We start from the raw sequence: 26673 nt of genomic DNA, 5'->3' as shown, positions 1-26673 counted from the left end.
CCACGTCCGCGCCAACGAGCCCAGCAACAGGGAGGTCGCACCATGCCGGACTACAGGATCCATGTCCACACCGGCGATGTGGACGGGGCGGGAACCGACGCCAACGTCTGCATCACCGTCTTCGGCAGCGGCGGCAGCAGTGACGAGATCCAGCTCGACAGCGGGCGGGACGACTTCGAGCGTGCCGGCGTGGCCACGTTCACGCACACGCTCAAGGACCTCGCGGACCTGTACAGGGTGCGGATCCGGCACGACAACTCCGGTTCCTGGCCAGGGTGGTTCCTGGACCGGGTCACGGTGCGCGACGAGGAAGCGGAAAGGGAGTGGACCTTTCCCTGCGCCAAGTGGCTCGCGACCGACGAGGACGACGGGCGCATAGACCGCTATCTCGACCTGGCCTGATCCCCACGGCACCAGACATCGGACACCAGACACCGCCGGGCCCCAGCCGTTGCGCAGGGGCCCGGCGGCGCGTGCCGGCAACCACCGCTCGCGCGCTGGTCATGCGCCGGTTGCGACCCGGACAAGCCGCGGGAGGCCTGCATTCCGGCTCCACACCTTCGCCCGTGTCAGCAGACTGGTGCGATGGCTGCTCGCTTGGTCGCGTGGGCGACGGTGTTCTGCGGCATCACGGCGGTGACCTGCGCCGCGTGGGTAGTGTCGCTTCCAGGAGCGGACCAACTGCCCGAGAACGGCGACCTGGGCTATGTGACGTTGATCAGCGCTGTCAGCCTGTCCTGGACGCTCACCGGGGCGGTGCTGGTGAGAGTGAGGCCGCGAAACACCGTCGGCTGGCTGATCCTCGGCATCGGCGCGGCCTCGGCCGGGCAGCTGGGTCTCGCCGCGTACGGCGGCTATGGAGTCGCCGTGGCCGAGCCGGCCTGGCCGATGGCCGAAGCGGCCGTGTTCCTGGCCTGCGGGCTCATCGCCCCGAGCACGTTCGCTCTGCCCACGGTCGTCCTGGCGCTCTACCCGGACGGACGACTGCCGGGACCGCGCTGGCGTTGGCCGGTCGCTGCGGCGGTCGTCTCGATGGCAGTGCTGACCGCTGTCGTTCCCTTCGACTCCGAGGCGTACGACGACATCGTCCCAGGCCGTGAACCTTCGGCTGTACTGCCCGCTGACGTGCTGGCGCCGCTGATCGCCGGACCGCTCGTGGCGCTGGCGCTCTGCGCGCTCGTCATCGCGGCGGGCACGGTGCGTCGACTGACCCGGGCCGTGGCACCGCTGCGTCAGCAACTGGCCTGGATGGCCTGCGTGACAGCCGCTTTCCTGGTGGTTCTCGCCGCCTTCAAGGCACCCGTCGCGGGAGCGGTCGCCTGCTGCGTGCCGGTGGCGGTGGCCGTCGGCGTTCTGCGCCACAACATGCTCGGCATCGAGGTGGTACTGCGCCGGGGCCTCGTCTACGGCGCACTCACGGCCGTGGTCCTCGGCGGCTACGCGCTGGTGACCGCAGTGGCCGGTTCCGCCCTGCACCGCCGTCCCCTTCCCGGGGTGGTGGCCGCCGCTCTGGTGGCGGTCGCTCTCACCCCGCTGCGCGAGCGGTTGCAAAGGGCGGCGGACCGGCTGGTGTACGGAGTGCGGCGGGACCCCTTGCGTGCTGTCGCCGACCTGGGGGCACAGGCCGCGTCGCAGGGAGGCCCGGACATGCTGCCGGGCGCGCTGCGGGCTGTGGCCCGTGCACTGCGCGCGCCGGGCGCCGTCGTGACCGACCTGGACGGGCATCCCATGGTGTCGACCGGGCCGGCGTTCATACGGGGCGTGAGCACGTCCCTGCGCGCCGCGGGAGCGGACGTCGCCACCCTTACCGTCGCCGTGCGCGGCCCGGACGAGACCTACGGTGCCGATGACCTCAGGCTCCTGGACGCGCTCGCCTCCCAGCTGGCTGTGATCGTGCGCGCCGTGGAACTGACCGCCGCCGTAGAGCAGGAGCGCGACCGCATCCTCGAAGCCACCCGTACCGAACGGGACCGGATCCGGCGTGACCTGCACGACGGCCTGGGGCCCGCCCTGTCCGGCATCGGTCTCGGCCTCGACGCGCTCGGCGACGCGCTCGACCGCCGGGACACCACGGCGCAGCAGGCGTTCCTGGCCCGTATCCGAGCCGAGGTCTTCGGGACGGTCGCCGAGATACGGCGCGTCATCGAGGCGATGCGCCCCGGAGCGCTGGACGGACCGGATCTCGCCGAGGCAGTGCGCAGGCACGCCCGCTCCGTGGCGTACGCCGTTCCCGTGAGCGTCACGATGGACGACCTGCCGTCCTTGCCCGCGGACGTGGAGATCGCGGTGTACCGGATCGTGGCGGAGGCCGTCACCAACGCCGTCCGCCATGCGAGGGCACAGCACATCTGGGTCACGGTGCGGGCCGCGAAGGCCTCGCTCCAGGTCACTGTCGTCGACGACGGGCGTGGAGCCGACGGCTCCACCGCCGGTGTCGGTCTGGACTCCATGCGCCGCAGGTCAGAGGCGCTCGGTGGCACGTTCCGCATCACGTCACAGGCGTACAGAGGCACGACCGTGGCCGCGACCCTGCCGCTGTAGAGCCGGCTGATCGCCCTGCTGGTACGACTGTCACGGCGAGTTCGGCCGGTCCGCTGCTGTCGGCCTTCGCCATGTTCGGCTCCCCGCAGGACGCCCCTTCCGTCTACGCCGTGCGTGCACGGGCGAGACCGAGGAAGGGTTGCCGACCGGGTCGTCGGCCCGCTCCCAGGGGGCCTCGCTGCGGGGCAGGCATTCGCCTGTCGTCGGCCCTGTCTCCCGAGGGCATCCGCCCGCGACGTGATGCCGCTGAATCAACCACTGGGACTGCGCCGGCAGTTCAGTGGCGAGAGAAGCGGAACAGCCCAGGACGGCCGGGCAACGCGCCCGCGGTCACCGGGACCGGCGTCTCAGGCGGGTCCGCGGCCGGGCGGCCCAGGATACGAAGGCACGTCGCCGGATCCGGCACATGCGACCTGGCCGGGCCCCGAACACCACGGACCTTCCGTGGAGAGAAGGAGGCACATCATGCCCATCACCGACTCACGTGTCCGGACACCTCAGCTCACCCGACCCCGCAGCGCCGAGCCGCAGCAGGCCCCCGTCCACGGTCCCGCCGCGAGCCCGCCGTCGACAGCCGCCCTGCCGCTCGAGTGCTTCTTCCCCGGTTGCTTCGAGATCCTGCTGCCGGCCATCACGACGGCGGTCCCGCAGATCTTCGCAGCCTTCCGCAGCGAGAACGAGTCCCGCGCCACCGAGCTGGCCCGGTCCGGCAAGGCCATGGACCGCAGCCTGGCCGAACTGGTCTCCCTCGTGGGGCCACTGCTGTCCGAAGTGCTTCCCGTACTGATCGAGATGATCCACGACGCCGGTGGCGCGGAAGGTCTCGACGACGAGGCACTGGAACGCTTTCTGCCCGACCTGCTCGGCGCGCTGGTCCCTGTGCTCGTCAACGCTCTGCCGTCGGCCCTCCAGAGTGTGGGCGGGCTGTTGGGAGGGCTGTTCGGCACCGGTCGCGACAGCGCGGCCGCGCTGCCCCGCGTCGTCGACACCGAGGTGTCGAGCCGTTTCCTCGGCCCACTCCTGCAGGCGTTCCTTCCCGCCGTCGCCGCCGGCCTTCCGCGGCTGGTCGCCCTGATCACCGGCCAGGGCGCACCGGCCTCGCGGGACACGGCCGTCACCTGGCAGGACTTCACGAAGATCACCCGCTTCTGGGACAACGACATCATCTCGTTGAGCAGCGAGCCGATCGACGACCCGAACACCGTGGAAGTCGCCATCCTGATCCCAGACCACATGACCTGGTGGAAGGGCGTCCAGATCCAGGACGACAACGGCGGGTTCGTGGCCGAGATCGGAGTACAGGACGGCCACAAGTACGACGTCGTCCGCGTCGACGCGCGTCTGCTGCTCGAGCCCAACGGCTACCTGGTCTTCAAGAAGGCCAAGGCGTTCGGCATCCACACCGGCATGTACCGGCTGGCCACCGGCGGACTCGACCAGCTCCGTGGCCGGCGTACGACGTTCCACTGGTCCGCGTGCTGAAGGAAGGTGCCCGACGATGCGTACCCTCCGATGGGGAGACACCGGCGACGACGTCGCCTCCCTGCAACGGGCGCTCCAGGCCCGCGGCCACTACCGCGGTGCCGTGAACGGCAGGTTCGGGGCCCCGACGCGGAGCGCGGTGGCGGCGTTCCAGCGCGCTCACGGACTGGCGGCCGACGGCGTCGCCAGCCCTTCCACGCTGGCCGCCCTGGGGGTGACCGGCCCGCAGGCGCCGCCTCTCGACGGCACTCCTCAACCGCCGGCTGCCAAGGTCAGCGCCCTCTCCCTGCACATCGGGCTGAACAGCGTGGACCCGGACGCCTACGGCGGCTGGTCCGGCCGGCTCAGGGGCTGCGAACACGATGCCCGCACCATGACCGGGATCGCCCGCGCGGAAGGATTCACGACCCGGTCGCTGCTCACACGGGAGGCGACGTCCGCGAACGTCCTCGACGCCATCGCGGACACCGCGCGTCAACTCGGCCCGGGGGACATGTTCCTGCTCACGTACTCGGGACACGGCGGGCAGATCGCCCAGACGGGCAAGGACGACCGCACCGAGACAGATCGGAAGAACGAGACCTGGGTTCTGTACGACCGGATGCTCATCGACGACGAGCTGAGCGCCGCGTTCGCGGCTTTCCGGCAGGACGTGAACATCGTGCTTCTGTCGGACAGTTGTCACAGCGGCAGCCTGTACCGGCTCGTACCCGGGTCCCAGGAGAGCGAGCACGCGGCGGCGAAGTGCGCGTTCTACGAGGACGGGTCCGGACGGGACGGTGACGGCTCGTCCCCGCCCATGACCCGGGCGATGCCGTTCGACGTCAACACGGATGTCATGCAGGCCGGTGCGGGCATGTACCGCGCCATCCAGGCCGCCGTACGCTCGCGCTCCGCGATCGTGGCCAACGGAGTGGCGATCGGCGGATGCCAGGACAACCAGCTCGCACAGGAGGTGGGCGGCGCCGGGGTCTTCACCTCCACGCTGGAGCGGGTGTGGGCCGGCAACGCCTTCGCGGGCTCCTACGAGGAACTGCACCGGGCGATCGGTGCGCAGATGAGCCCGCAGCAGACCCCGGAACTGGGACTGTTCGGCAGCCGTCCGGAAACGCTCGTGGCGCGGACTCCGTTCGACGCCGGCGGCCTCGCGGGGGCGGCTCCGACGGGATAGCCGCCGCCCTCCTCCCGGTTCTCCTCGCCCGACACCCGCGCCCGGACCGGCGCCGTGCGCACCACCGTTCTGGCGGTCCGGCTGTCCTGGGGTTCGTGGATCCCGCGACCGGTCCTCGACCGGTGGTCCACCACAGCACTCGAAAATCTCGACATGCGGTGAGGTGAGAGCACCTCCGTTCGGCGTGAGGAGTGCGTGATGCGCAAGGTCGTTTCCCGGGACGGCACGACGATCGCTTACGAGAAGACGGGTGAGGGCCCGCCGATCGTGCTGCTCAACGGCGCGTTCCGTGATCACACGATCTTCGACGCGCTCGTTCCCGAGCTGGCGCCGCACTGCACCACCTATGTCTATGACCGCCGCGGGCGCGGCGAGAGCGGTGACTCCCCCGCGTACGCCGTCCAGCGGGAGGTCGAGGACCTGGAGGCGGTGATCGAGGAAGCCGGCGGCTCGGCCGTGGTGTTCGCCGGGTCCACGGGTGCCAACCTCGCGCTCGAAGCGGCCCTGGGCGGCGTGCCGATCACGAGGCTGGCGCTGCACGAGCCGTTCTTTCGCGTCGGGCCCTTCCCCAGGCCGCCGTGGAACATCACCAAGACCCTGCGGGTGCTCCTGGAGGAGGACCGGCGCGAGGAGGCCGTGGAGTACTTCCTCGGCAGCTTCCTGGGGCTGACGCCCGACAACGTCGCGGAGTGGCGCCGGGGCCCGATCTGGGCGGTGAACGAGGCGAACGCCCACACCCTCGTCTACGACACCGCGATCTGCGGCGACCACAGCGTCCCGGCCGAGCGGCTGGCCGGGTACCGGACGCCGGCCCTGGTCCTCAACAGCGACCACACCAGCGAGTGGCTGCGGGCCGCGGCGCAGGCGACCGCGGAGGCCCTGCCCGAGGGCCGGGGACTCGAACTGCCCGGTTCCTGGCACCGGATCGACATGGACGTGCTGGGCCGCACGCTGGCCGAGTTCGCTACCTCCTGACGGGCCCGGCATCCGTCGTCGACCGTTCGTCGTTCGTGTTCCCATCTCACTTTCGGGAGAGTCGTGTGACCACAGCTGACGCCCCGGCCGCCGAGGTCACCGCGGTGGCCCTGTCCGCGGACGGGCCATGTGAGCGCGGTGCCACGGTGTGGCTGACCGGGCTGCCCAGCGCCGGCAAGACCACCCTGGCCCATGCGCTGGCCGAACGCCTGCGCGCGCGGGGGCGCAGGGTCGAGGTGCTCGACGGTGACGAGATCCGCGCCCACCTGTCCCGGGGGCTGGGGTTCGGCCGGGAGGACCGGCACACGAACGTGACGCGGATCGGGTTCGTCGCTCAGAAGCTGGCCTGGCACGGGGTGCTGGTGCTGGCGCCGGTCATCGCGCCCTACGCGGGCTCTCGTGGCGCCGTACGGGAGATGCACGCCGCGTGTGACACCCGGTTCCTGGAGGTCCATGTGGCCACGCCCGTCGGGGTGTGCCGCGAACGGGACGTGAAGGGCCTGTACGCGCGCCAGGCCGCGGGGGAGATCTCGGGGCTGACCGGCGTGGACGACCCGTACGAGGCGCCGGCGGACCCGGAGTTGCGTATTCAGACACGGCACCGGTCGGTGGCCGAGTCCGCCGCCGAGCTGCATGCCTTCCTGGCCGAGAGGGGTCTTGCGTGATGCCCGCGAACCAGCCTGTGGTCGAGGTGCCGAAGGACGCCTTCGCACTGTCGCATCTGGACGTGCTGGAGGCGGAGGCGGTGCATGTCATCAGGGAGGTGGCCGGTGAGTTCGAGCGGCCGGTGATCCTGTTCTCCGGCGGCAAGGACTCCATCGTCATGCTGCACCTGGCGCTGAAGGCCTTCTGGCCGGCGGCGGTTCCCTTCGTGCTGCTGCATGTCGACACCGGGCACAATTTTCCCGAGGTGATCGAGCACCGCGACCGCGTGGTCGCGGCGCACGGTCTGCGCCTGCACGTCGCCCGTGTCCAGGATTTCATCGACGACGGCCGGCTGCGGGAGCGCCCGGACGGCACCCGCAACCCGCTGCAGACGGTGCCGCTGCTGGACGCCATCGAGTCGCACCGCTTCGACGCGGTGTTCGGCGGGGGCCGCCGGGACGAGGAGAAGGCCCGCGCCAAGGAGCGCGTCTTCTCGGTGCGCGACGAGTTCGGTGCCTGGGATCCGCGCCGCCAGCGCCCCGAGCTGTGGTCGCTGTACAACGGCCGGCACGCGCCCGGCGAGCATGTGCGGGTCTTCCCGCTGTCCAACTGGACCGAGCTGGATGTGTGGCAGTACATCGAGCGCGAGGACATCGACCTGCCGGAGATCTACTACGCCCACAAGCGCCAGGTGTTCGACCGGGACGGCATGTGGCTGGCCGCCGGCGACTGGGGCGGCCCGCGGGAAGACGAACGCTCCCAGTGGCGGCTGGTGCGCTACCGCACGGTCGGCGACATGTCCTGCACCGGCGCCGTCGACTCCGACGCCGCCACGAACGCGGACATCATCGCCGAGATCGCCGCCAGTGCGGTGACCGAGCGGGGGGCGACCCGCGCCGACGACCGGATGTCCGAGGCCGCCATGGAGGACCGCAAGCGCGAGGGGTACTTCTAGCCATGACCACCGCTTCCCGCACCGCCGCCACCTCGCTGCTGCGCTTCGCCACCGCCGGATCCGTCGACGACGGCAAGTCCACGCTGGTGGGCCGGCTGCTGCACGACTCCAAGTCGGTGCTCGCCGACCAGCTGGCGGCCGTCGAGCGCGCCTCGGCGCACCGCGGGCAGGGCGCGCCCGATCTGGCGCTGCTGACCGACGGCCTGCGCGCCGAGCGCGAGCAGGGCATCACCATCGACGTCGCCTACCGCTACTTCGCCACCGCCCGGCGGCGGTTCGTCCTCGCCGACACCCCCGGGCATGTGCAGTACACCCGCAACATGGTCACCGGCGCCTCCACCGCCGAACTCGCCGTCGTCCTGGTCGACGCCCGCAACGGCGTGGTGGAGCAGACCCGCCGCCATGCGGCCGTCGCCGCGCTGCTGCGGGTCCCGCATGTGGTGCTGGCCGTCAACAAGATGGACCTCGTCGGGTACGAGGAGTCCGTCTTCGCCGCCATCGCCGCGGAGTTCACCTCCTACGCGGCCGGCCTGGGCATCGGGCGCGTGGTGGTGATCCCGGTCTCCGCGCTGGCCGGGGACAACGTGGTCCGGCCCTCCGCCCGGATGGCCTGGTACGGCGGGCCGACCCTGCTGGAGCACCTGGAGAGCGTCCCGGTCGGCAGCGCCCCGGACCGGGACCCGGCACGCTTCCCCGTCCAGTACGTCATCCGCCCCTACCACGGCGAGCATCGCGACTACCGCGGCTACGCGGGCCAGCTGGCGTCCGGCGTGCTGCGGGTCGGGGACCGGGTGACGGTACTGCCGTCCGGGCGGACCAGCACCGTCGCGGCCATCGACGTGCTCGGCGAACGGCGGGAGATCGCCTGGGCGCCCCAGTCGGTGACCGTACGCCTGGCCGAGGACCTCGACGTCGCGCGCGGTGACCTGATCGCGGCCCGGGACGCGGCCCCGCGGCTCACCCGGGATGTGGGGGCGTACGTCTGCCATCTCAGCGAGCGTGAACTGCGCACCGGCGCCAGGGTGCTGCTCAAGCACACCACCCGCACGGTCCGCGCGGTGGTCGAGGACCTCTCGTACCGGATCGACACCGACACACTGCGACAGCGCCACGGCGTCACGTCCTTGAAGGTCAACGACATCGGCCGAGTGGTGCTGCGCACCGCCGAGCCGCTGGCCCTGGACGCGTACACCGCCAACCGCCGCACCGGCTCGTTCCTGCTGATCGACCCGGCCGACGGCACGACCCTCACCGCCGGCATGGCGGGCGAGGCCTTCGCGACCGCGGGTGCCGGCGAGGGGCCGCGACGAGAGGGGACGGGGTCCGATGCCCGCTGAAGCCGAACCCATCAGGGAGTGAGATCAATGAGCTGGAGTTCCGCCTCGCGCCGCATCGCCGTCGTGGGAGCCGGTGCGGCAGGGACGCTGACGGTGGTTCAGCTGCTGCGCCAGGCCGAGAAGGCCCGTCGGGCGGTCGAGATATGGCTGGTCGACCCGGCCGAGGCGGCCGGCCCCGGTGTCGCCTACGGAACCGGTGATCCGCGTCATCTGCTGAATGTGCCGGCCGGAAAGATGAGCGCCTTCCCCGACGATCCCGGGCACTTCCTGCGCCGGCTCACCGGCCGGGACCCGCACGCCGCCGCCGGTGATTTCGTGCCCCGCCAGGAGTACGGGCGGTATCTGGCCGAGGTGCTCGAGGACACCGTCCGCGAATGCCGGGGCGGGCGCCTGCACCGGGTGCGCGAGCGGGTCGTCGCCGTCCGCGAGCAGGGCGCCGGGATGGCGCTGCGGCTCGCGGGCGGGGACGAGCTGCGGGTGGACGCGGCGGTGCTCGCGCTGGGCAATTTCCGCCCGGGCCAGGACTGGGCCGGCACCGAACTGCGGGCCTCGGGACACTTCGTCGCCGATCCCTGGGCACCGGGCGCGCTGGACGCCCTGGCCTCGGCGGGCGACGTACTGCTGGTCGGCACGGGTCTGACCATGGCCGACGTGGCCCTCACACTGGCCCGCCCGGACCGGGTGGTGCACGCGGTGTCCCGGCACGGACTGGTCCCCCAGGAACATCTGGCCGACCCCGCGCCGCCCGCCGAGCCGCCGCGCCTGGACGGCTCGCACGGGCTGGACACGCTGCGCCGCGACGTGCGCCGGCACCTGGCCGCGACCCGGCGGGCCTGCGGCGACTGGCGGCCCGGCATGGACGGGCTGCGCGCGGTCACGGCGGCACTGTGGCAGCAGCTGTCGGCGGCCGACCGGGCGCGCTTCCTCACCGAGGACCTGCGGGCCTGGGAGGTGCACCGCCACCGCATCGCGCCCGGGACGGCGGCCACGATCCGCGCGCTGCGGGCCTCGGGCCGGCTGCTCACCGGCGCCGCGGAGGTGGTCTACGCGGTGCCGCACCACGGCGTGGTGGTGGTGCGGCTGAGCGACGGCCGGACGCTGCGGGTCGGCGCGGTCGTCAACTGCACCGGGGCGCAGACCGACCTGCGGCGCACGGGCGATCCGCTGGTGCGCTGCGTACTGGAGCGCGGCTACGCCCGGACCGGCCCCGCCGGCCTGGGATTCGACACCTCGGGCGACGGGCGGCTGCTGCCGGCGGACGGCGCCCCGGCGCTGCGGCTGTGGACGATCGGGGCCGCGCGGCGCGGGAACCTGCTGGAGAGCACGGCGATCCCGGAGATCCGCGGGCAGGCCGCACAGGTCGCCGACCGGGTGCTGTCGGCGCTCGCCGGGCGCCGGGTCTCCGGGCCGCGGGACCGCTACGGCCTGCGGCTGAGCACGGGTGCCGAGGCGGCAGGGCTGTACGGGCAGGCGCTGGAGCGGATTCTGGCGGGCCGCACCGGCGCGGCGGCACTGCTGGGCGAGGCGGTCGACGCCGATCCGGGGTTCGCCGTCGGTCATGCGGCGCTGGCGCTGCTCGGCCACGAGTGCGGGGGCGCGGTGGACGTGCCCGCGGCGCTCGCGTCCGCCCACCGGGCCGCGTCCCGCCGGGCGGACGATCGGGAGCGGAGCCTGGTGGCGGCGGTGGACGCCCGGCTGCGCGGCACCGAGGAGCAGGGCAAGGCGGCGCTGCTGGGTCATATCGCCGCCCATCCGCGCGACGCGCTGGCGGTGAGCGCGGCGGTGCCGACCGTCTCCTTCAACGGTGTCACCGGCGCCGAGGAGGCCTGGGCGCTGATCGAGGGGCTGTCCGGCGTCTACGGGCAGGACTGGTGGTATCTGGGGCAGCTGGCCTTCGTCCGCCAGGAGCAGGAGCGCTGGCAGGAGGCCGACGCACTGGCCGTGCGGGCGCTGGCCGCGCATCCCGCGGCCGGCCACGCCGTCCATGCCCGGGCGCACGTCTTCTACGAGACCGGTGAGCACCGTGCGGGTCTGGCCTGGCTGGAGGAGTGGATGGGCCGGCACGGGGCCGGGGCCGGCCACCGTTCCCATCTGTCCTGGCATGCCGCGCTGCACGAACTGACCCTGGAGGACCGTTCGGCGCTGCTGCGCCGCTACGACCGGGAACTGGTCGCCTCGCAGGTCGGCGGAGGGCGGCTGCTGGTCGACTCGGCCTCGTTGCTGTGGCGGGCGCGGATGACGGGCAGCTGGAGCGGCCGGCTGCCGCTCGCGGAGCTGCTGGAGGCGGCACCCCGGGACTGGCTGGAGGCGCCCGCGACGGGGTTCGCCGCCCTGCACGCCGCGCTGGCCTGGGCGGCGGCCGGTGATCTCGAGGGGCTGGGGCGGCTGCGGGCGCACGCGCTGGCGGACGGCCGGGAGGTGTTCGCGCTGGTGATCGCGCCGTTGTGCGACGCGCTGGCGGCCGTGGTTCGCCGTAACTGGCCCCAGGCGGTGCTGCGGCTGGGGCCGTTGCTGCCTCTGGTCGCCCGGGTGGGTGCCAGCAGGGCGCAGCACGAGGTGGTGGAGGAGACCCTGCTGTACGCCCTGGTCTCGGGGGGTGCGTACGAGCGGGCGGCGGGGCTGCTCGCGGCCCGGCTGGACCGCCGTCCCTCGCCGCTCGACCGGCGGCGGCTGGACGCGCTGGGCGGTCCGCCCGCGCCGCGCGACCGGGCAACGGTGTTGTCCGTCAGGTGAGTTGACGCTTCTCGGGTGGGGTGAGGGTGCGTCGCGCCGACCTGCCCGGGGGCGCCGGACGGTGAACACCGCCCTGTCGCCGCCGGGTGCGGTGGACCCGTACGACGGCCGGGCGTAGGGCAGTTGGATGTGCGGCGGTGTCGTACGACGGCCGGGCGCACGGCGGTTGGGGTGGGCGGCAGCACCGTACGGCAGTCGGACGCACGGCAGTTGGGGTGTGCGTCGGGCTCGTACGGCAGCCGGGTGCATGGCAGTTGAGGGTGCGGTGGGCCCGTACGACAGCCTGGCGCACGGCAGTTGAGGGTGCGGTGGGCCCGTACGGCGACCGGGCGCACGGCAGTTGGGGTGCGCGTCGGCTCGTACGACCGGTGGGTGGTTCGGGCCGGCTGTCCTGGGCCGGGCAGCGGTGGAAGAGGGGGCGGCTCCTGCGGGGAGCCGTCCCCTTGCTTTTGCCTGGGCCGGTGCGAAATGCGGCCGTCCGTTTTCTCGGGTTCCGCTCGAGAACGGCGCGAGCGGAACTTCACATTCCTTCCAGCGGCATTCGACGCGTTGCCGGTTTCCTCTTGAGGAGGGCCACCCAAGGTGGCAGCAGATGGTTTCCCGGCGAAGTGGAGATTGACATGCGGGCGAGGCGCAGGTCCGCCATGAGATCCATAGGGAAGAGCCTCGGCGAGGGCCTGATGTGGATGGGGTTCGCGTGGAATGCCATGTATCCGCCGCCCGGTTGGGCGGATCCCGGGCTCCCTTTCACTGAACAGCCTTGCCTGCCGCCTTTGTCGGAGGAGGAGCTCGCCGAATGGACGGCACTGGTCAAGTACTTGTAGGCGCAGCACACCCTCGAGGAGGCGGTCGAGTGCACAGCAATCTGATAGTGGCCAAAATGGATTCTCGTTCGAGTGCCGATGTGGCTCGGCTTTTCGGCGCTTTCGACGAGACCGACATGCCGCATCGCATGGGGACCCGGCGACGTCAGCTCTTCATGTTTAACGGTCTGTACTTCCATCTTCAGGACTTCGACGACGACAACGGCGGTGAGCTGATCGAGCAGGCGAAGGCCGATCCGCGGTTCGTGCGGATCAGCCAGGACCTCAAGCCGTTCATCGACGCCTACGACCCGGCCACCTGGCGCTCCCCCGCGGACGCCATGGCGCGCAGGTTCTACACCTGGGAGTCGGCGTGAGCGGCCGGCGGGTGGTCGTCACCGGGATCGGGGTGGCGGCTCCCGGGGGGATCGGGGCCAAGAACTTCTGGAGTCTGCTGAGCGAGGGCCGCACCGCGACCCGGGGGATCACGTTCTTCGACCCGTCACCGTTCCGGTCCCGGGTCGCGGCCGAGATCGACTTCGATCCCTTCGAGCACGGGCTCGGTCCGCAGGAGATCCGGCGCACCGACCGGGCCGCGCAGTTCGCCCTGGTGACGGCCCGTGAGGCGCTCGGGGACAGCGGGCTGGACCTGCAGGGCTTCGCGCCCCATCGCATCGGGGTGGCCGTCGGCAGCGCCGTGGGCGCGACCATGGGGCTCGACGAGGAGTACCGGGTCGTCAGTGACGGCGGCCGGCTCGATCTCGTCGACCACGCGTACGCCGTCCCGCATCTGTACAACTACTTCGTGCCGAGTTCGTTCGCCGCCGAGGTCGCCTGGGCGGTCGGCGCGGAGGGGCCCTCGACGGTGGTGTCCACGGGCTGCACCTCGGGCATCGACGCGGTCGGCTACGCGGCCGAACTGATCCGCGACGGCTCGGCCGAGGTGATGATCACCGGTGCCGCGGACGCTCCGATCTCGCCGATCACGATGGCGTGTTTCGACGCGATCAAGGCGACCACGCCGCGCAACGACGACCCCGAGCACGCCTCGCGGCCCTTCGACCGCACCCGCAACGGGTTCGTGCTGGGCGAGGGCGCGGCGATGTTCGTCCTGGAGGAGCGGGAGGCCGCGCTGCGGCGCGGTGCCCACGTGTACGCGGAGGTCGCCGGATACGCCTCGCGCTGCAACGCCTTCCACATGACGGGCCTGCGTCCCGACGGCAAGGAGATGGCCGAGGCCATCCGCTCGGCGCTGGACGAGGCGCGGATCGATCCGGGCGCGGTCGACTACGTCAATGCGCACGGCTCGGGGACCAAGCAGAACGACCGGCACGAGACGAGCGCCGTCAAGCGCAGCCTCGGCGAGCACGCCCGCCACATCCCCATGAGCTCGATCAAGTCGATGGTGGGCCACTCGCTGGGTGCGATCGGCTCGATCGAGATCGCCGCCTGCGTCCTGGCGATGGAGAACAACGTGGTTCCCCCGACGGCGAACCTGCACGATCCCGACCCCGAATGCGACCTCGACTACGTGCCGTTGACCGCACGCGACTGGCGCACCGACACGGTGCTGACCGTCGGCAGCGGTTTCGGCGGCTTCCAGAGCGCGATGGTCCTCGCCCGACCGGACAGGAAGACAGCGGCATGAGTTCCCAGGTGGTGGTGACCGGTATCGGCATCATGTCCCCCAACGGCTGCGGCGTGGAGGACTACTGGGACGCCACCCGCGCGTCCAGGAGCGGTATCGGCCGCATCACGCGGTTCGATCCGCAGAGCTACCCGTCCAGACTGGCCGGGCAGATCGACGGGTTCACGGTCGAGGACCATCTGCCCAGCCGGCTCGTCCCGCAGACCGACCGGATGACCCAGCTGGCCCTGGTCGGCGCCGACCACGCCCTGGCCGACGCGAAGGTGAGCACGCGGGAGGCCGACACCCTGGGCATGGGCGTGATGACCGCCAGCACCTGCGGCGGCTTCGAGTTCGGCCAGGACCAGCTGCAGAACCTGTGGAGCAAGGGCAGCCAGTACGTCAGCGCCTACCAGTCCTTCGCCTGGTTCTACGCCGTCAACACCGGCCAGATCTCCATCCGCAACGGTCTGCGCGGCCCCAGCGGCGTGGTGGTCTCCGACCAGGCGGGCGGCCTGGACGCCCTCGCGCACGCGCGCCGTCTGGTCCGCAAGGGCAGCGATCTGATCCTTTCCGGCGGGGTCGACGCCGCCATCTGCCCCTGGGGGTGGGCGGCCCAGCTCACCACCGGGAAGCTGAGCCGCGAGGAACGCCCCGAGCGGGCCTACCTCCCCTTCGACGCCGACGCGAACGGATACGTGCCCGGCGAGGGCGGAGCCCTGCTGATCCTCGAGGACGCCGACGCCGCCCGCCGGCGCGGCGCCGCCCGGATCTACGGCGAGATCAGCGGCTACGGATCCACGTTCGACCCGCGTCCGGGCAGCGGGCGCGAGCCCGCGCTGCGCAAGGCCGTCGAGATCGCGCTGGACGACGCGGGCCTGGCGCCCGGCCAGATCGACGTCGTCTTCGCCGACGCGGCCGGCGTCCCCGAGCTCGACCGGACCGAGGCGGACGCCATCACCGCGGTCTTCGGGCCCCGGGCGGTCCCCGTCACCGCGCCCAAGACCATGACGGGACGGCTCGGTTCGGGCGCGGCCCCGCTGGACGTGGCCACCGCCCTGCTGGCCATGCGGGACGGGGTGATCCCGCCGACGGCGAACGTCACGCCCGCCCCCGGCTACGCCCTCGACCTGGTCACCGCGCCGCGGCACACCCCGGTGTCCACGGCGCTCGTCCTGGCGCGGGGCCACGGCGGCTTCAACTCCGCCCTCGTCCTGCGCTCCACCGACTGAGACATCACCGGCTGAGACTTCACCGAAGACAAGGAGACCAGGGTGACCACCACCGGGTCGGGCACGGCTCAACCGCCCGTGCAGAAGCGGCGCATCCTCGGGCTGTTCAGCCCCTACCGCAAGAACCTGCTGTTCGTCGCGTTCCTGGTCGCGGGCTCGTCCCTGGTCTCCCTCGTCAACCCGTTCCTGATCCGGGCGATCATGGACGTGGCGCTGCCGCAGGGCCGGACCGGTCTGCTGTCGCTGCTGGCCCTCGGCATGATCGTCGTGTCGATCGCCACCAGTTCGTTCAACGTCTGGCAGACCCATGTCTCCGCCAGGGTCGGCCAGCTCGTCATGCACGATCTGCGCACCGCGGTGTACGCGCACCTCCAGCGCATGTCGCTGGCGTTCTTCACCCGCACCCGCACCGGCGAGGTGCAGTCCCGTATCGCCCACGACATCGGCGGGATGCAGGTCACCGTGACGACCACCGCCACCGCGCTGGTCTCCGACCTGACGATCGTCATCGCCACGACCACCGCCATGACCCTGCTCGACTGGCGGCTGACGATCGCCTCCCTGGTGATGCTCCCGGCGTTCGTGTGGGTGAGCCGGCACGTCGGGGACGAGCGCCGCGCCATCACCCGTGACCGGCAGCGCCAGTTCGCCGACCTGTCCTCGATGGTGCAGGAGTCGCTGTCGGTCAGCGGGATCATGCTCGGCCACACCATGGGCCGTTCCCGCTCGCTGACCGACACCTTCGCCGCGCAGTCCCGCAAGCTCACCGCCATCGAGGTCCGCGCGAGCACGGCGGGCCTGTGGTACCAGTCGACGATCTGGATCGTGATGGCCTCCATGCCCGCGGTCATCTACTGGGTCGCGGGACTGACCGCGCACGGCGGGCGCATGGCCATCTCGCTGGGCTCCCTGGTCGCCTTCACCACCTTGCAGCAGACCCTGTTCCGGCCGGCGCAGCGGCTGCTGACCATCGGGCTGGACATCCAGAGCTCGCTGGAGCTGTTCGCCCGTATCTTCGAGTACCTCGACCTGCCCGTCGACGTCGCCGAGCCGGAGCACCCCGTCGTGCCGGCCGCGCTGTGGGGCGATGTGCGCCTGCGGGGGGTCGGCTTCTCCTACGCGGGGGCCGGGCGGCCGACGCTGGAGGGGGTCGATGTGAGCGTGCCCGCCGGGAGCAGCCTGGCGATCGTCGGGGAGACCGGCTCGGGCAAGACCACCCTGAGCTATCTCGTGCCGCGGCTGTACGACGCGACGGCGGGCACCGTCACCATCGACGGCATCGACGTGCGCGACCTGTCCTTCGACACGCTGGCCGCCGCGGTCGGTGTCGTCTCCCAGGAGACCTACCTCTTCCACGCCACGGTCGCCGACAACCTCCGCTTCGCCAAGCCCGACGCGAGCGACGAGGAACTCGTCGCGGCCGCGAAGATCGCGCACATCCACGACTATCTGATGTCGCTGCCCGACGGCTACGACACGGTGGTCGGTGAGCGCGGCTACCGGTTCTCCGGCGGGGAGAAGCAGCGCCTGGCCATCGCCCGGGCCATCCTGCGCGACCCGCCCGTGCTGGTCCTCGACGAGGCCACCAGCGCCCTGGACACCCATACCGAGCAGGCCGTCCAGAAGGCCATCGACGCGGCGAGCGAGGGCCGCACCACCATCACCGTCGCCCACCGCCTGTCGACCATCCGCGACGCCGACGAGATCATCGTGCTGGAGCAGGGCCGCATCACCGAGCGCGGCACCCACGACGAACTGCTCGCCCTCGGCGGCCGCTACGCCGCGCTGGTCCACCGGGACACGGAGATGGCCACCCTGTAGGCGGGGCCGGCAGGCCTGTGCTGGAGCGGAGTTCGAGCCTCTATGGAGCGGCCGTCCCTAACGTCGCGGGGATGGAGACTGCATCTGCCGGTATACCGGAGCGGCCCGAGGGGCCCGGAGTCAACCGCCGTACGCTGCTGCGGGGCGGGGCCGTTGCGGGCCTGGGTGCCCTGGTGGGATCCGCGCCCGTGTTCGCCTCGCCCGTCGGCGCGGCCCCCGGCGGCCCGGAGCCGTCGGCGGCCGGACTGGGGCTGACCAAGTTCACCGACCCGCTGCGGATTCCGCCGGTGCTGCGCCCGCGTGAGCGCGGCGACCACGACGAGCTGACCGTGCGCATGCGCACCGCCGACATCACCGTGCACTCGCAGCTCCCGCCGGTGCGGATGTGGACGTACGAGGGCGCCTACCCCGGTCCGACGATCGAGACGGTCCGCGGACGGCGGCTGCGGGTGGCGTGGGAGAACCGTCTGACCGGCACGCTGCCGGTCACCGCCGTCGACTTCGGCCTGGCCACCGGCCCCTCCCCCGACCCGCTGTCCAACTACCCCGGCACGCAGGGCTGCCAGGAGGTGTCCGGGGTGGCCGGCCTGGAGCCCTGGGCCGCGGTGCACCTGCACGGCATGCTGACCGGCGGCGGCAACGACGGCTGGATGGAGAACCTGCTGGCTCCCGGCGACGTCCAGCTGTCGGCGTACCCGAACGACCAGGCCGCCACCACGCTCTGGTACCACGACCACACCCACCACGTGAGCCGCTTCAGCGTGTTCGCGGGCCTGGCGGGCCTGTTCATCTCCCGCAACGCGGAGGAACGGGCCCTGGACCTGCCGGGCGGCCGGCACGAGGTGCCGCTGATCCTCAGCGACCGCAACTTCGACACGGACGCCTCGGGCGCGCCGACCGGCCGGCTGCTGCACAAGGTGGAGATGGTCGGCGCGCAGCGCCTCATGCGCACGCACGCGGGCCCCTACACCCTGGTCAACGGGGTGATCTGGCCTCATCTGGAGGTCGACCCGCGCTGGTACCGGTTCCGGATCGTCAACACCGCGAACTCCCGGATCTACCGGCTGATGCTGCTGGCGGACGGCCGGCCCGTGGCGGGGGCGCTGAAGGTGATCGGGACCGACCAGGGGCTGCTCGGCGAGCCGCTCGCGGTCGAGGGGGCGCTCAACCTCTCCCCCGGCGAACGCGCCGACGTCCTGGTCGACTTCCAGGCGTTCCGCGGGCAGACCCTCAAGCTGGTCAACACGCTGCAGGGCATCACGCCGGGCGAGTCCAGCAAGCGCAACGACCTGCTGGAACCCGATGTGATGCAGTTCCGTGTCGCCGACCGCAGGCCCTCGGCCAAGTTCACGCTGCCCGGGGTCCTCTCCCCCACCTTCACCCGGGTCGGCCACCACGACCTGCCGCACGACCGGCCCCCGCGCTGGGTGGTGCTGGTGGGCCCCGGCACGCAGAACATGCCCGAACTGTGGGAGATGGAGGAGATCGACGCGCAGGACATCACGCTGCCCGCCGCCGGGATCGTCCAGGTCAAGGACGCCGACGGCACGCTCGTCACGCTGCGCAGGACGGCGATGGCCTACGACGACGGCGCGACGTTCACCGCGGCGCACGAGGGGGTGGAGATCTGGAAGTACCTCAACCTCGCCGCCTCCCCCCACCCCATGCACATCCACCTGGCGCACTTCCAGGTGCTGTCCCGGGAGAACTACGACATCACCGGGTTCGACCGGGTCACCCGCGGCTCGGCCAGGCCGATCGCGTTCAAGGCGGCGGCCGAACTGGAGGCGCACGAACGCGGCGAGAAGGACACGGTCCGGGTGGGGACGGCCGGCCAGATCACCCCGGGCCCGAACGGCACCCCGGGCGAACTGGTCACCGTGGCGGTCCGCTTCCCCGTTGTCGGCCGGGGCGTGCACCACTGCCACATGCTGGAGCACGAACAGCACATGGTCCGCCCCCTGGTGGTCAGCCCCGCCGCCCACCTGAACGCGGGCGGCCACCATCACTGACCGCGTGCTGCGGGCCGCGCACCAAGGGCTGTCGGCCGTTCGGACCGCTGACGACGCGACCCGGCGCACACAAAAACTGGGAGGCGCCACGCGGGCGCCTCCCAGTCGAAGTCGGCGGCGAGGAAAGCGAAAGAACTCGTTTTCGGAAAGGAATGAGAAGGAAGCCCCTTCATGGCCTCGCCGTGGGCAACGCTAGCATTCAGCCCGGAATCAAGTCGCGCAGATTTTCGAGGGTGATGATCCGGGAGTCCGGGTGCAGTCCCTCGGGACGTTCGAGGCCGATGTACATCACGGGCTCGTCCGGGACCGGCTCGCCGTCCCACAGGTCCAAGGCCGTGGTGTCGCGGGACATCAGGTCGATCAGGTATCCCACCGTCAACTGCTCGCGCTCCACGATGGCGCGCACCACCTTCGACACCGATACCTGGTTCTCCTCGACCCGGTTGGCCGACGAGATGCCCTTCAGATACAGGTGCAGCCACTTCGCGCGCCACCGGCCGTCGTCCCCGCGCCGGAACACCAGCGGCAGCGCCACCCGGCCCACCCCGCGCAGCTCCGACTTCATCCGCACCGTGCGCGGCTCGAACGGCCGGCCCTTGTGCTCACCGTCGCGCAGCATGAAGCCGAAGAACGACTCCTCGACCTCCTCGAAGTTTTCGCCGGCGTAGATGTTGACCTGCGGAACGATGAAGGTGCTGCGCACCCGGTCCAGGGACAGGTTGATGAACTCCGAGGCGCCGTCGGGCGCCTCGGTGATGTCGCCCGAGTGCTCGCCCCCGACAGCCTTGAGGGACGTGTAGGAGAGCCAGGCATCGGTGCTGTAGTCGGCGTGAAGAAGGAGTGCGGACAGGTCGTAGTCGGTCCGGTCCTCGGTTTCCTTCCAGTACACGAAGAAGCGCAGCTGTTCGCCGTCGACCGCCGAGACCGACCCTCGCGGCAGTACGCCGAGCCCGGCCGCGGTCGCCCGGCCGCTGAGCGGAAGCGCCACGTCGAGGACGTCGGGGTCGAGCAGCAGCCGGCCCGGCGCCGGGAGCCGGCGACGCATCTCGGCGTCGAGGGCGGCGATCAGACGATCGCGGTCCGCGGCCGGTACCGGCGGCCGGAAGTCGGGGGTCACCCATGCGCGGCCCCGGCGGTTGACGAAGATGCGGGGTTCGTCGCTCTCCCGCTCCCGGTTGTGGAGGTGTTCGCGCACCGAGAGCACGACCCGGCCGGAGACGCCGGGAGCGACCTGCACCGCGGCGGCCACCACCGCGTCCCGCTCGTTCTGGTCGGCGGCGATGCGCAGCAGGAGGTCCAGGGCGCGGAACAGTTTTCCGGGAGCGGACGTCAGCAGCTTCACCGCACCGAGGACGTCGAACTCGTCGAGCAGCTTCTCGACCCGGCTGTCGAAGGACCGTGCCTCCTTCTCGCCCCGAGCGACCGCGAACACGTCGGCGGCGTGCGGCCAGCGCGGGTACTCGTGCGGGTGGAGGCGCTCGCCGAGCCGCTTGAAGGGCTCGCGGTGCGCGTGCACATCGGCGAGCTTCGCGGGGTTCGCCGCGACCACGGCGTCCAGACCCGCGAGCAGTGCCCGGCGCAGCGGCCGCGACAGCGCCCTGAACCGGGTCGGCTCCTGCAGCGTCACGTCGCCGCCCGACAGCGCGCAGGCCAGCCGCAGCACATCGGTGACGGTGTCGAGGAGGAGGTCCGCCCCGACGCCGAGCCGGGCCTCGTTGACGACCGCCCTGTTCTCCCGGACCGGGATCGCCTCCGGCTGGGGGCCGAGCGCGCACCGCTCGGCGAGGGTCTTGAGGTCGCGCAGGTCGTCCTCGCCCAGGGGGGTCGTGCTGCCGGCCAGGGCCAGGTAGAGGCCGGTGAGTTCGTCGTCCAGGTCCCGGCCGAGATGCAGGACGGTGACCCGGTCGCCCGCCGAGGCGATCAGCTCGTCCTGCGCCGCGAGCATCTCCTCGTAGGTGTGCTGGTAGCGGCCGTAGGTGGGGAGGCTGAGCAGGTCCAGCACCCCGTGCGCCAGCTGCGTCAGCACGTTCTCGCGCGACGTCTCGTCGCCGAGCGCCTTCGCCACGCAACTCATCCAGAACTCTTCGGTGTCCGGCACGTTCGCCGGGAAGTCGATGAAGTACGCGTTGTGCCGGACGTGGTCGCCCACCATCTCGCTCACGGTGCGCAGCGTCCGCTCTGCGGTGTGCACGACCGCGTCCTCGGACAGCCCCGACAGCCGCTCCAGCAGCTCGGCCGAGAGCTTGAAGCCCACGGATGTCAGCGCCGCGTCGAACTGCCGTGCGGCGCCGGCTCCTTGACCGGCGGAGCCCTTGGGGGAGGGAAGGCGGTGGGTGTGCCGGATGACCAGCGATTCGAGACTGTGCGCCATCCGGGGATGATCGCAGAGGTGTGCGAGCCGGCGCACAGGGGTTTTTGTGCGCGCTCCCGACACCGTGATCACACCTGCCGCAGCGAGGTCGTCTCCCCCGCGACCGGCAGTTGCGGGACAGTTCTCCGGGCTCCGGTGCTCCTGAGCGCGGGCCCGGACCTGCCGATGCCCCCGCGCCCGCGCCGAGCAGCGCGCGCCTCCTCGGACCGGCCGTCGCACACGCGGATGCCCGCGCCGGTGGGGCAGCGCGGGCACCCGGGGCATTCGGGGGTCAAGGATTGAGGACCCAGGCGGAGGGGTGAGCGGTGAAGCCGATGTGCGGGTAGTAGTCGGCCGCTGCGGGGGCCGACAGCAGGACGATCTTGGCCTGGGGGGCCTCCTTGCGGGTCGCGTCGATGAGCTGCCGGCCGATGCCGGTGCGCTGGTAGGCGCGGACGACGGCGATGTCGGACAGGTAGGTCACGTAGGAGAAGTCCGAGACGCTGCGCGCGATGCCGACCAGTTCGCCGTCGACGCGGCAGGTGATGACCAGGTTGGCGCCGCGCACCATGGCGGCCATGCGCTGGGTGTCCTGGACGGGCCGGCGTTCGCCGAGGCCGGACTCCTCGTAGACGCGCAGGACGTCCGCGAGGTCGAGGTCGGATCCGTTCTCCCGCTCAATGCTCCAGCTCACGCAGCTTGTCCAATCGCTTGTGGATGACGTCGTGGTGGGTCAGGAAGCGCCCGGGTTCCAGCGGGCCGGTCTCGATGCCCTGGGTCCTGAGGCCGGTGAGGAAGTCCTCGCCGTTGGCGGCGTCCTGGATCGTGCGGTAGGTGCGCTCGCGCTCGCTGCCGGCCTCCAGCAGGTCCGCGAGGACGGCGGAGCTGTAGGCCAGTCCGCCGGTCGCGTCGATCGCGGTGCGCATCCGGTGGGGGAAGACCTGCAGTCCCTCTACGAGGTCGGTGGCCGCGCTCACCTGGTAGTGCGCGACGGTCAGCGCGTCCGGCAGGACGACCCGTTCGACGGAGGAGTGCGACAGGTCCCGCTCGTGCCACAGCGCCACGTTCTCCAGCATCGTCCCGGCGTATCCGCGCAGCAGCCTGGCCAGCCCGGTCAATCGCTCGCTGGTGGTCGGGTTGCGTTTGTGGGGCATGGCGCTGGAGCCCTGGTAGGCGGCGGTGCGGGGTTCTTCCACCTCGCGGACCTCGGTGCGCGACAGCAGCCGCATCTCGACGGCGATCTGCTCGACGCAGGCGCCGAGGGTCGCGACGGCCTGGACGAGCTGGGCGTGCCGGTCGCGGGCGACGACCTGGCTGGGTGCCTCTTCCACGCCCAGGCCCAGGGCCGCGCACACGTGTTCCTCGACGAAGGGGTCGATCAGGGCGTACGTGCCGACGGAGCCGGAGATGGTTCCCACCGCGACCTGTTCGCGTGCGTCGGTCAGCCGGCGCACCGAGCGGTCGATCGCGAAGGCGAAGCCGGCGAGTTTGTGGCCGAAGGTGGTGGGCTCGGCGTGCATGCCGTGGGTGCGGCCGATGCACGCCGTGTCCCAGTGCTCGGTCGCCTTGTCCACCAGGGCCCCGCGCAGTCGGCCGGCGGCGCCGGTCAGAAGGTCGCAGGCCCGGGCGAGGGTGTGGCCCAGGGCGGTGTCCACGAGGTCGTAGCTCGTCATGCCCAGGTGCACCCAGCGCGCGGAGTCGTCCGGCAGGTCCTCGCAGAAGGCGGCGAGGAAGGAGAGGATCTCGTGGTCGCGTTCGCGTTCGAGTTCCGCGACGCGTGCCGCCGCGGGCACCTCGGCCCGTCGGATGTCGGCGAGGGCGGCGTCGGGGACCCGGCCGAGCAGCGCCTGCGCCTCGGAGGCCAGCACCTCCACCCGCGCCCAGGTGGTGTAGCGGGCCTGGTCGGACCAGAGTTCGGCCATCTCCGGCAGGGCGTAGCGGGAAATCACGGCCGTGGTACCTCCTCGTCAGGGGATCGGGTCACCGGGCGCACGGGGTGTGCGGGCCCGGTGCACCGGTTTCAGGCGGCCTTGCGGATGATCTCCACGGATCCGGAGTCCAGGAGGGTGCGGACGGCGTCCTCACCGCCGGCGACGTCCAGGTCCATGTCGTGGAGGCGGTCGATGACGGACCGGATGACCTTGTCCGACTGCGTCTCCTTGGAGCCCTCCCAGACCAGCTCGGGGAAAACGGTCAGATAGACCTTGTCGTTTCCCTGCGTGAAGATATTCACTTCCATGACGTCACGGAGCGCCATTCGGGCGTTGTAGATCAGGGTATTCATGGGTGCCACCGACTTTCGGTATCCGTTTTTCCGGGACTTCCTCGCCGCACGTTCCGACCTCATGATGATCGGACACCAAGGGCCGCGCAATGTTCGATGTTGCCACGGCGAGGCCTCGGAACGGGTCCGGCATATGTCTTGTTCAACTGCGCGGAATCCGCAATTGAACGGGCTTGCCATTTGAGGATGTTTGACAGAGAAAGGGCGCGTTGCGGACCATCGGTGATGTTCGTCAATGCGTCAGGCCGCGTCCACGAAAAGCATCCGGAGTGCCATGAAAATCCTGTTCATAACCACGGGCAGCCAGGCCACCTACTATGCCGCTGCCCCGCTGGCGACGGCCGCGCGGAACGCGGGCCATCAGGTCATATTGGCCGCCCACGAGCCGTGGGTGGAAACCGCGGAGGCCATCGGACTTCCCACCTTCTGCTTCACCGTCGATCCGATCCGGCACTTCATGCGGATCACCAACCCGGGCAAGGGCCTGCGGTTCCCGCGGGAGCTGGGTGACCAGGAGATGTTCGGCCAGGGCCGCGGCTTCGCGCAGATGGGTCTGGCGGGGGTGAAGTCCCTGCTGGAGCTGGCCAAGGACTGGACCCCGGACGTGGTCGTCGGCAGCTCGCAGAGCTACGCGGCGATGCTGCTCGCCGCGCACCTCAAGGTCCCCTATGTGCGCCAGGTCGAGTACCTGGGCATCCCGCTCACCGGCATCGACCCCGGCGCCGAGGAGGAGCTGCGGCCCGAGCTGGAGCGCCTGGGCGTGGACGGGCTGCTCAAGCCCGATCTGCTGCTGGACTCGACGCCTCCGTCGCTGCGGCCGGCCCACGACCCCGCCGCGCAGTCGCTGCGCTGGATCCCGTCCAACCCGCAGCGCCGGCTGGAGCGCTGGATGTACACCCGTCCCGAGGGCCGCCGCCGGGTGCTGATCACCTCGGGGTTCCGCAGCCTGATGTTCCGTGAGCCGGGCTGGTCCATGCCGCTGCTGGTGAGCGAGCTGGGCAAGCTGGGCGCCGAGGTGCTGATCGCCGCCTCCCCCGGCGCGGCCGAGCGGTTCGGCGAGCAGCTGGGTGACGCGCGGGTCGGCTGGATCCCGATCGATGTCGCCGCCGCCACCTGTGATCTGGCGGTCCATCACGGCGGCGCGACCACCGCCACGACGCTGATGGCCAACGGCGTGCCGCAGCTGATCATCCCGGAGAACCCTCCGGAGTTCCCGCCGAACTACCACCGCGAGGCCATCGCCAAGGCCATCAGCGGCTTCGGTGCCGGCAAGACGCTGTGGCCGCAGGCGCAGGAGCCCGACAAGGCGCCCGGCGAGGTCATCGCGGCGGCGTGCCGGGAGCTGCTGGAGAACCCGAGCTACACCGAGCGCACCCAGTTCCTCGCCAAGGAGATCTCGACGCTTCCCACGCCCGCCGAGATCGTGCCCCGGCTGGAGGCTCTGATCTGACGGCGGGTCCGTCCGGCGGCTCGAGCGCCATCGCCCTGGGACCGCGGAGAGTTTCTCCGCGGTCCCAGGGCGATGTGCGTGGGCGATGCGCGTGCTCGGGAGCTGCGCGTGGCAAGCGAATGCGGCCGGCCGGGGAACCGGCCGGCCGCATTCTGGTTCAGCGGGCGGTGAGTGCCTCGATGTCGCGCAGGACCTCGGCGGGAGTGGGCAGCGACGCGCTCTCCTCGGCGAGGAGCCGGGTCCGCTCGGCGTAGCGGGGGTCGGAGAGGATCGCGCGGCAGCCGGCGGCCGTGATCTCGTCGGGGCCGCGGCCGGGCTCGGGCCGGTGCCGGTCGACCATGACGGCGGCGCCGAAGTCGCTGATGGACTGGGCGACGGCCTTGCCGTAGCCGTTGTCGGGGATGATCAGCTGGGGCACGCCCGCGTTGATGAGGGTCATGGCGGTGGTCGCGCCGCCGTGGTGGACGGCCAGGTCGCAGGTGGGGGCGACCACGTCCAGGGGGATCCAGCCGATACGGACGTCGCCCAGCTGGGAGCCGAACTGTTCGGCGGCCTCCGGGAGTGCGGCGATGAGGACCTCGGCTCCCGCGCCGGTCAGTTCCTCGACCAGGGTGCGCAGCGAGCTGCCGGGGGTGTCGAGCATGAGGTTGCGGGTTCCCGCGGTGATCAGGGCGCGGCGGCGGCCGGCAGGGCGGGTGTACATCCACGGTTCGAGGCGGCGCTGGCTCACCCGGGGGACCCAGCGCATCGACTGTGCGGCGGGGGCGCCGGGCGGGCGCAGGGACGGCGGGCACAGGTCGATGAAGAGGTCGGGGGGCGGCAGTTCGGCCAGGCCCAGGCGTTCCAGTTCCGGCTTCAGTTCGGCCACGGCCGTGCGGTCGCGGCGGGCCATCGGGGCGATGTGCCATATGTGGCGGACGTAGGGGACCTTGAGGCGGGCGGCGAGCACCCTGGGGACGTGGGAGAGGCCGCCGACGACCAGGTCGGGGCTCCACTGCCCGGTCAGTTCCAGCAGGGCGTCGAGGCGGCCGGCGGCGGTCAGGGCGTCCTGTCCGTAGCGCATGCGCTCGGGTGTGATGCAGACGGCGGGCAGGCCGACGGACTGCGCGGCCGCCATCAGGGGTTCGTCGGCGGCGAGGAGGATCTCGTGGCCCGCGCTGCGTGCGGCCGTGGCGAGGGGGGCGACGCCGAAGACGGCCGCCTGGCTGCCGCCGACGGTGAACAGGAATTTCATGGCGATGGGACTTCTTCCGGT

20 protein-coding genes are annotated in these 26673 nt (G+C 71.6%); 15 read left to right on the top strand and 5 right to left on the bottom strand.

Annotated features, from left to right (window positions below):
- Positions 1 to 42 precede the first annotated feature (42 nt).
- The 14 genes from OOK38_RS31535 to OOK38_RS31470 all read left to right on the top strand — a co-directional run bounded on the left by OOK38_RS31535 (position 43) and on the right by OOK38_RS31470 (position 19334).
- Positions 43 to 402 carry a PLAT/LH2 domain-containing protein gene (locus tag OOK38_RS31535; RefSeq protein WP_266849138.1) on the top strand — a complete coding sequence of 120 codons (360 nt, stop codon included), beginning with the start codon at positions 43 to 45 and terminating at the stop codon, positions 400 to 402.
- Positions 403 to 585: 183 nt separating this feature from the next.
- On the top strand, positions 586 to 2541 hold the full coding sequence (locus OOK38_RS31530) for a sensor histidine kinase (protein ID WP_266849136.1): 1956 nt from the start codon (positions 586 to 588) through the stop codon (positions 2539 to 2541).
- 465 nt (positions 2542 to 3006) lie between these two features.
- Positions 3007 to 4023, top strand: a complete 1017-nt coding sequence (locus OOK38_RS31525) for a hypothetical protein (protein ID WP_266849134.1) — start codon at positions 3007 to 3009, stop codon at positions 4021 to 4023.
- A gap of 16 nt (positions 4024 to 4039) precedes the next feature.
- Positions 4040 to 5194: a peptidoglycan-binding protein gene (locus OOK38_RS31520; protein ID WP_266849132.1), complete on the top strand. Its 1155-nt coding sequence runs from the start codon at positions 4040 to 4042 to the stop codon at positions 5192 to 5194.
- A gap of 198 nt (positions 5195 to 5392) precedes the next feature.
- Positions 5393 to 6169 (top strand): alpha/beta fold hydrolase, encoded by a 777-nt coding sequence (locus OOK38_RS31515; protein ID WP_266766212.1) that lies wholly within the window; start codon positions 5393 to 5395, stop codon positions 6167 to 6169.
- A gap of 104 nt (positions 6170 to 6273) precedes the next feature.
- Positions 6274 to 6834: an adenylyl-sulfate kinase gene (cysC, locus tag OOK38_RS31510; protein WP_323178856.1), complete on the top strand. Its 561-nt coding sequence runs from the start codon at positions 6274 to 6276 to the stop codon at positions 6832 to 6834.
- Positions 6834 to 7769 (top strand): sulfate adenylyltransferase subunit CysD, encoded by a 936-nt coding sequence (gene cysD / locus OOK38_RS31505; protein ID WP_266766214.1) that lies wholly within the window; start codon positions 6834 to 6836, stop codon positions 7767 to 7769. The genes cysC and cysD overlap by 1 nt, the downstream gene beginning before the upstream one ends.
- 2 nt (positions 7770 to 7771) lie before the next feature.
- Complete coding sequence (locus tag OOK38_RS31500; protein ID WP_266766215.1) at positions 7772 to 9106, top strand: sulfate adenylyltransferase subunit 1; 1335 nt, start codon at positions 7772 to 7774, stop codon at positions 9104 to 9106.
- A gap of 27 nt (positions 9107 to 9133) precedes the next feature.
- Positions 9134 to 11839, top strand: a complete 2706-nt coding sequence (locus OOK38_RS31495) for an FAD/NAD(P)-binding protein (RefSeq protein WP_266766216.1) — start codon at positions 9134 to 9136, stop codon at positions 11837 to 11839.
- Between the two features lie 853 nt (positions 11840 to 12692).
- Positions 12693 to 13019: a TcmI family type II polyketide cyclase gene (locus tag OOK38_RS31490; RefSeq protein ID WP_266766217.1), complete on the top strand. Its 327-nt coding sequence runs from the start codon at positions 12693 to 12695 to the stop codon at positions 13017 to 13019.
- Positions 13016 to 14290, top strand: a complete 1275-nt coding sequence (locus tag OOK38_RS31485; RefSeq protein ID WP_266766218.1) for a beta-ketoacyl synthase — start codon at positions 13016 to 13018, stop codon at positions 14288 to 14290. Before OOK38_RS31490 ends, OOK38_RS31485 begins: the two co-directional genes overlap by 4 nt.
- Entirely contained in the window at positions 14287 to 15501 is a 1215-nt protein-coding gene (locus OOK38_RS31480; protein ID WP_266766219.1) for a ketosynthase chain-length factor, read from the top strand. The genes OOK38_RS31485 and OOK38_RS31480 overlap by 4 nt, the downstream gene beginning before the upstream one ends.
- 42 nt (positions 15502 to 15543) lie before the next feature.
- On the top strand, positions 15544 to 17322 hold the full coding sequence (locus OOK38_RS31475; RefSeq protein ID WP_266766220.1) for an ABC transporter ATP-binding protein: 1779 nt from the start codon (positions 15544 to 15546) through the stop codon (positions 17320 to 17322).
- 71 nt (positions 17323 to 17393) lie between these two features.
- Complete coding sequence (locus OOK38_RS31470) at positions 17394 to 19334, top strand: multicopper oxidase family protein (RefSeq protein WP_266766221.1); 1941 nt, start codon at positions 17394 to 17396, stop codon at positions 19332 to 19334.
- Between the two features lie 199 nt (positions 19335 to 19533).
- Here the strand turns inward: OOK38_RS31470 and OOK38_RS31465 are convergent, their stop codons facing one another.
- The 4 genes from OOK38_RS31465 to OOK38_RS31450 all read right to left on the bottom strand — a co-directional run bounded on the left by OOK38_RS31465 (position 19534) and on the right by OOK38_RS31450 (position 23968).
- Entirely contained in the window at positions 19534 to 21705 is a 2172-nt protein-coding gene (locus tag OOK38_RS31465) for a TerD family protein (protein ID WP_266766222.1), read from the bottom strand.
- 271 nt (positions 21706 to 21976) lie between these two features.
- Positions 21977 to 22378: a GNAT family N-acetyltransferase gene (locus tag OOK38_RS31460; protein ID WP_266766223.1), complete on the bottom strand. Its 402-nt coding sequence runs from the start codon at positions 22376 to 22378 to the stop codon at positions 21977 to 21979.
- Positions 22362 to 23633: an adenylosuccinate lyase gene (gene purB / locus OOK38_RS31455; protein WP_266766224.1), complete on the bottom strand. Its 1272-nt coding sequence runs from the start codon at positions 23631 to 23633 to the stop codon at positions 22362 to 22364. The genes OOK38_RS31460 and purB overlap by 17 nt, the downstream gene beginning before the upstream one ends.
- Positions 23634 to 23704: 71 nt before the next feature.
- Positions 23705 to 23968 carry a hypothetical protein gene (locus OOK38_RS31450; protein ID WP_266766313.1) on the bottom strand — a complete coding sequence of 88 codons (264 nt, stop codon included), beginning with the start codon at positions 23966 to 23968 and terminating at the stop codon, positions 23705 to 23707.
- A 274-nt stretch (positions 23969 to 24242) separates the two neighbouring features.
- Between OOK38_RS31450 and OOK38_RS31445 the strand changes: the two genes are divergently transcribed.
- Positions 24243 to 25418, top strand: coding sequence for a glycosyltransferase (locus OOK38_RS31445; RefSeq protein WP_266766225.1), 1176 nt, complete (start codon positions 24243 to 24245; stop codon positions 25416 to 25418).
- Between the two features lie 157 nt (positions 25419 to 25575).
- On the opposite strand, the gene OOK38_RS31440 is transcribed toward OOK38_RS31445, so the two are convergent.
- Positions 25576 to 26652: a glycosyltransferase gene (locus OOK38_RS31440; protein WP_266766226.1), complete on the bottom strand. Its 1077-nt coding sequence runs from the start codon at positions 26650 to 26652 to the stop codon at positions 25576 to 25578.
- Between the last annotated feature and the right edge of the window lie 21 nt (positions 26653 to 26673).

Origin of the sequence: Streptomyces sp. NBC_00568 (assembly GCF_026341855.1) — a bacterium.
Taxonomy (GTDB): domain Bacteria; phylum Actinomycetota; class Actinomycetes; order Streptomycetales; family Streptomycetaceae; genus Streptomyces.
The sequence above is the reverse complement of the archived record's forward strand: the minus strand, read 5'-3'. Positions and strand labels throughout refer to the sequence as shown.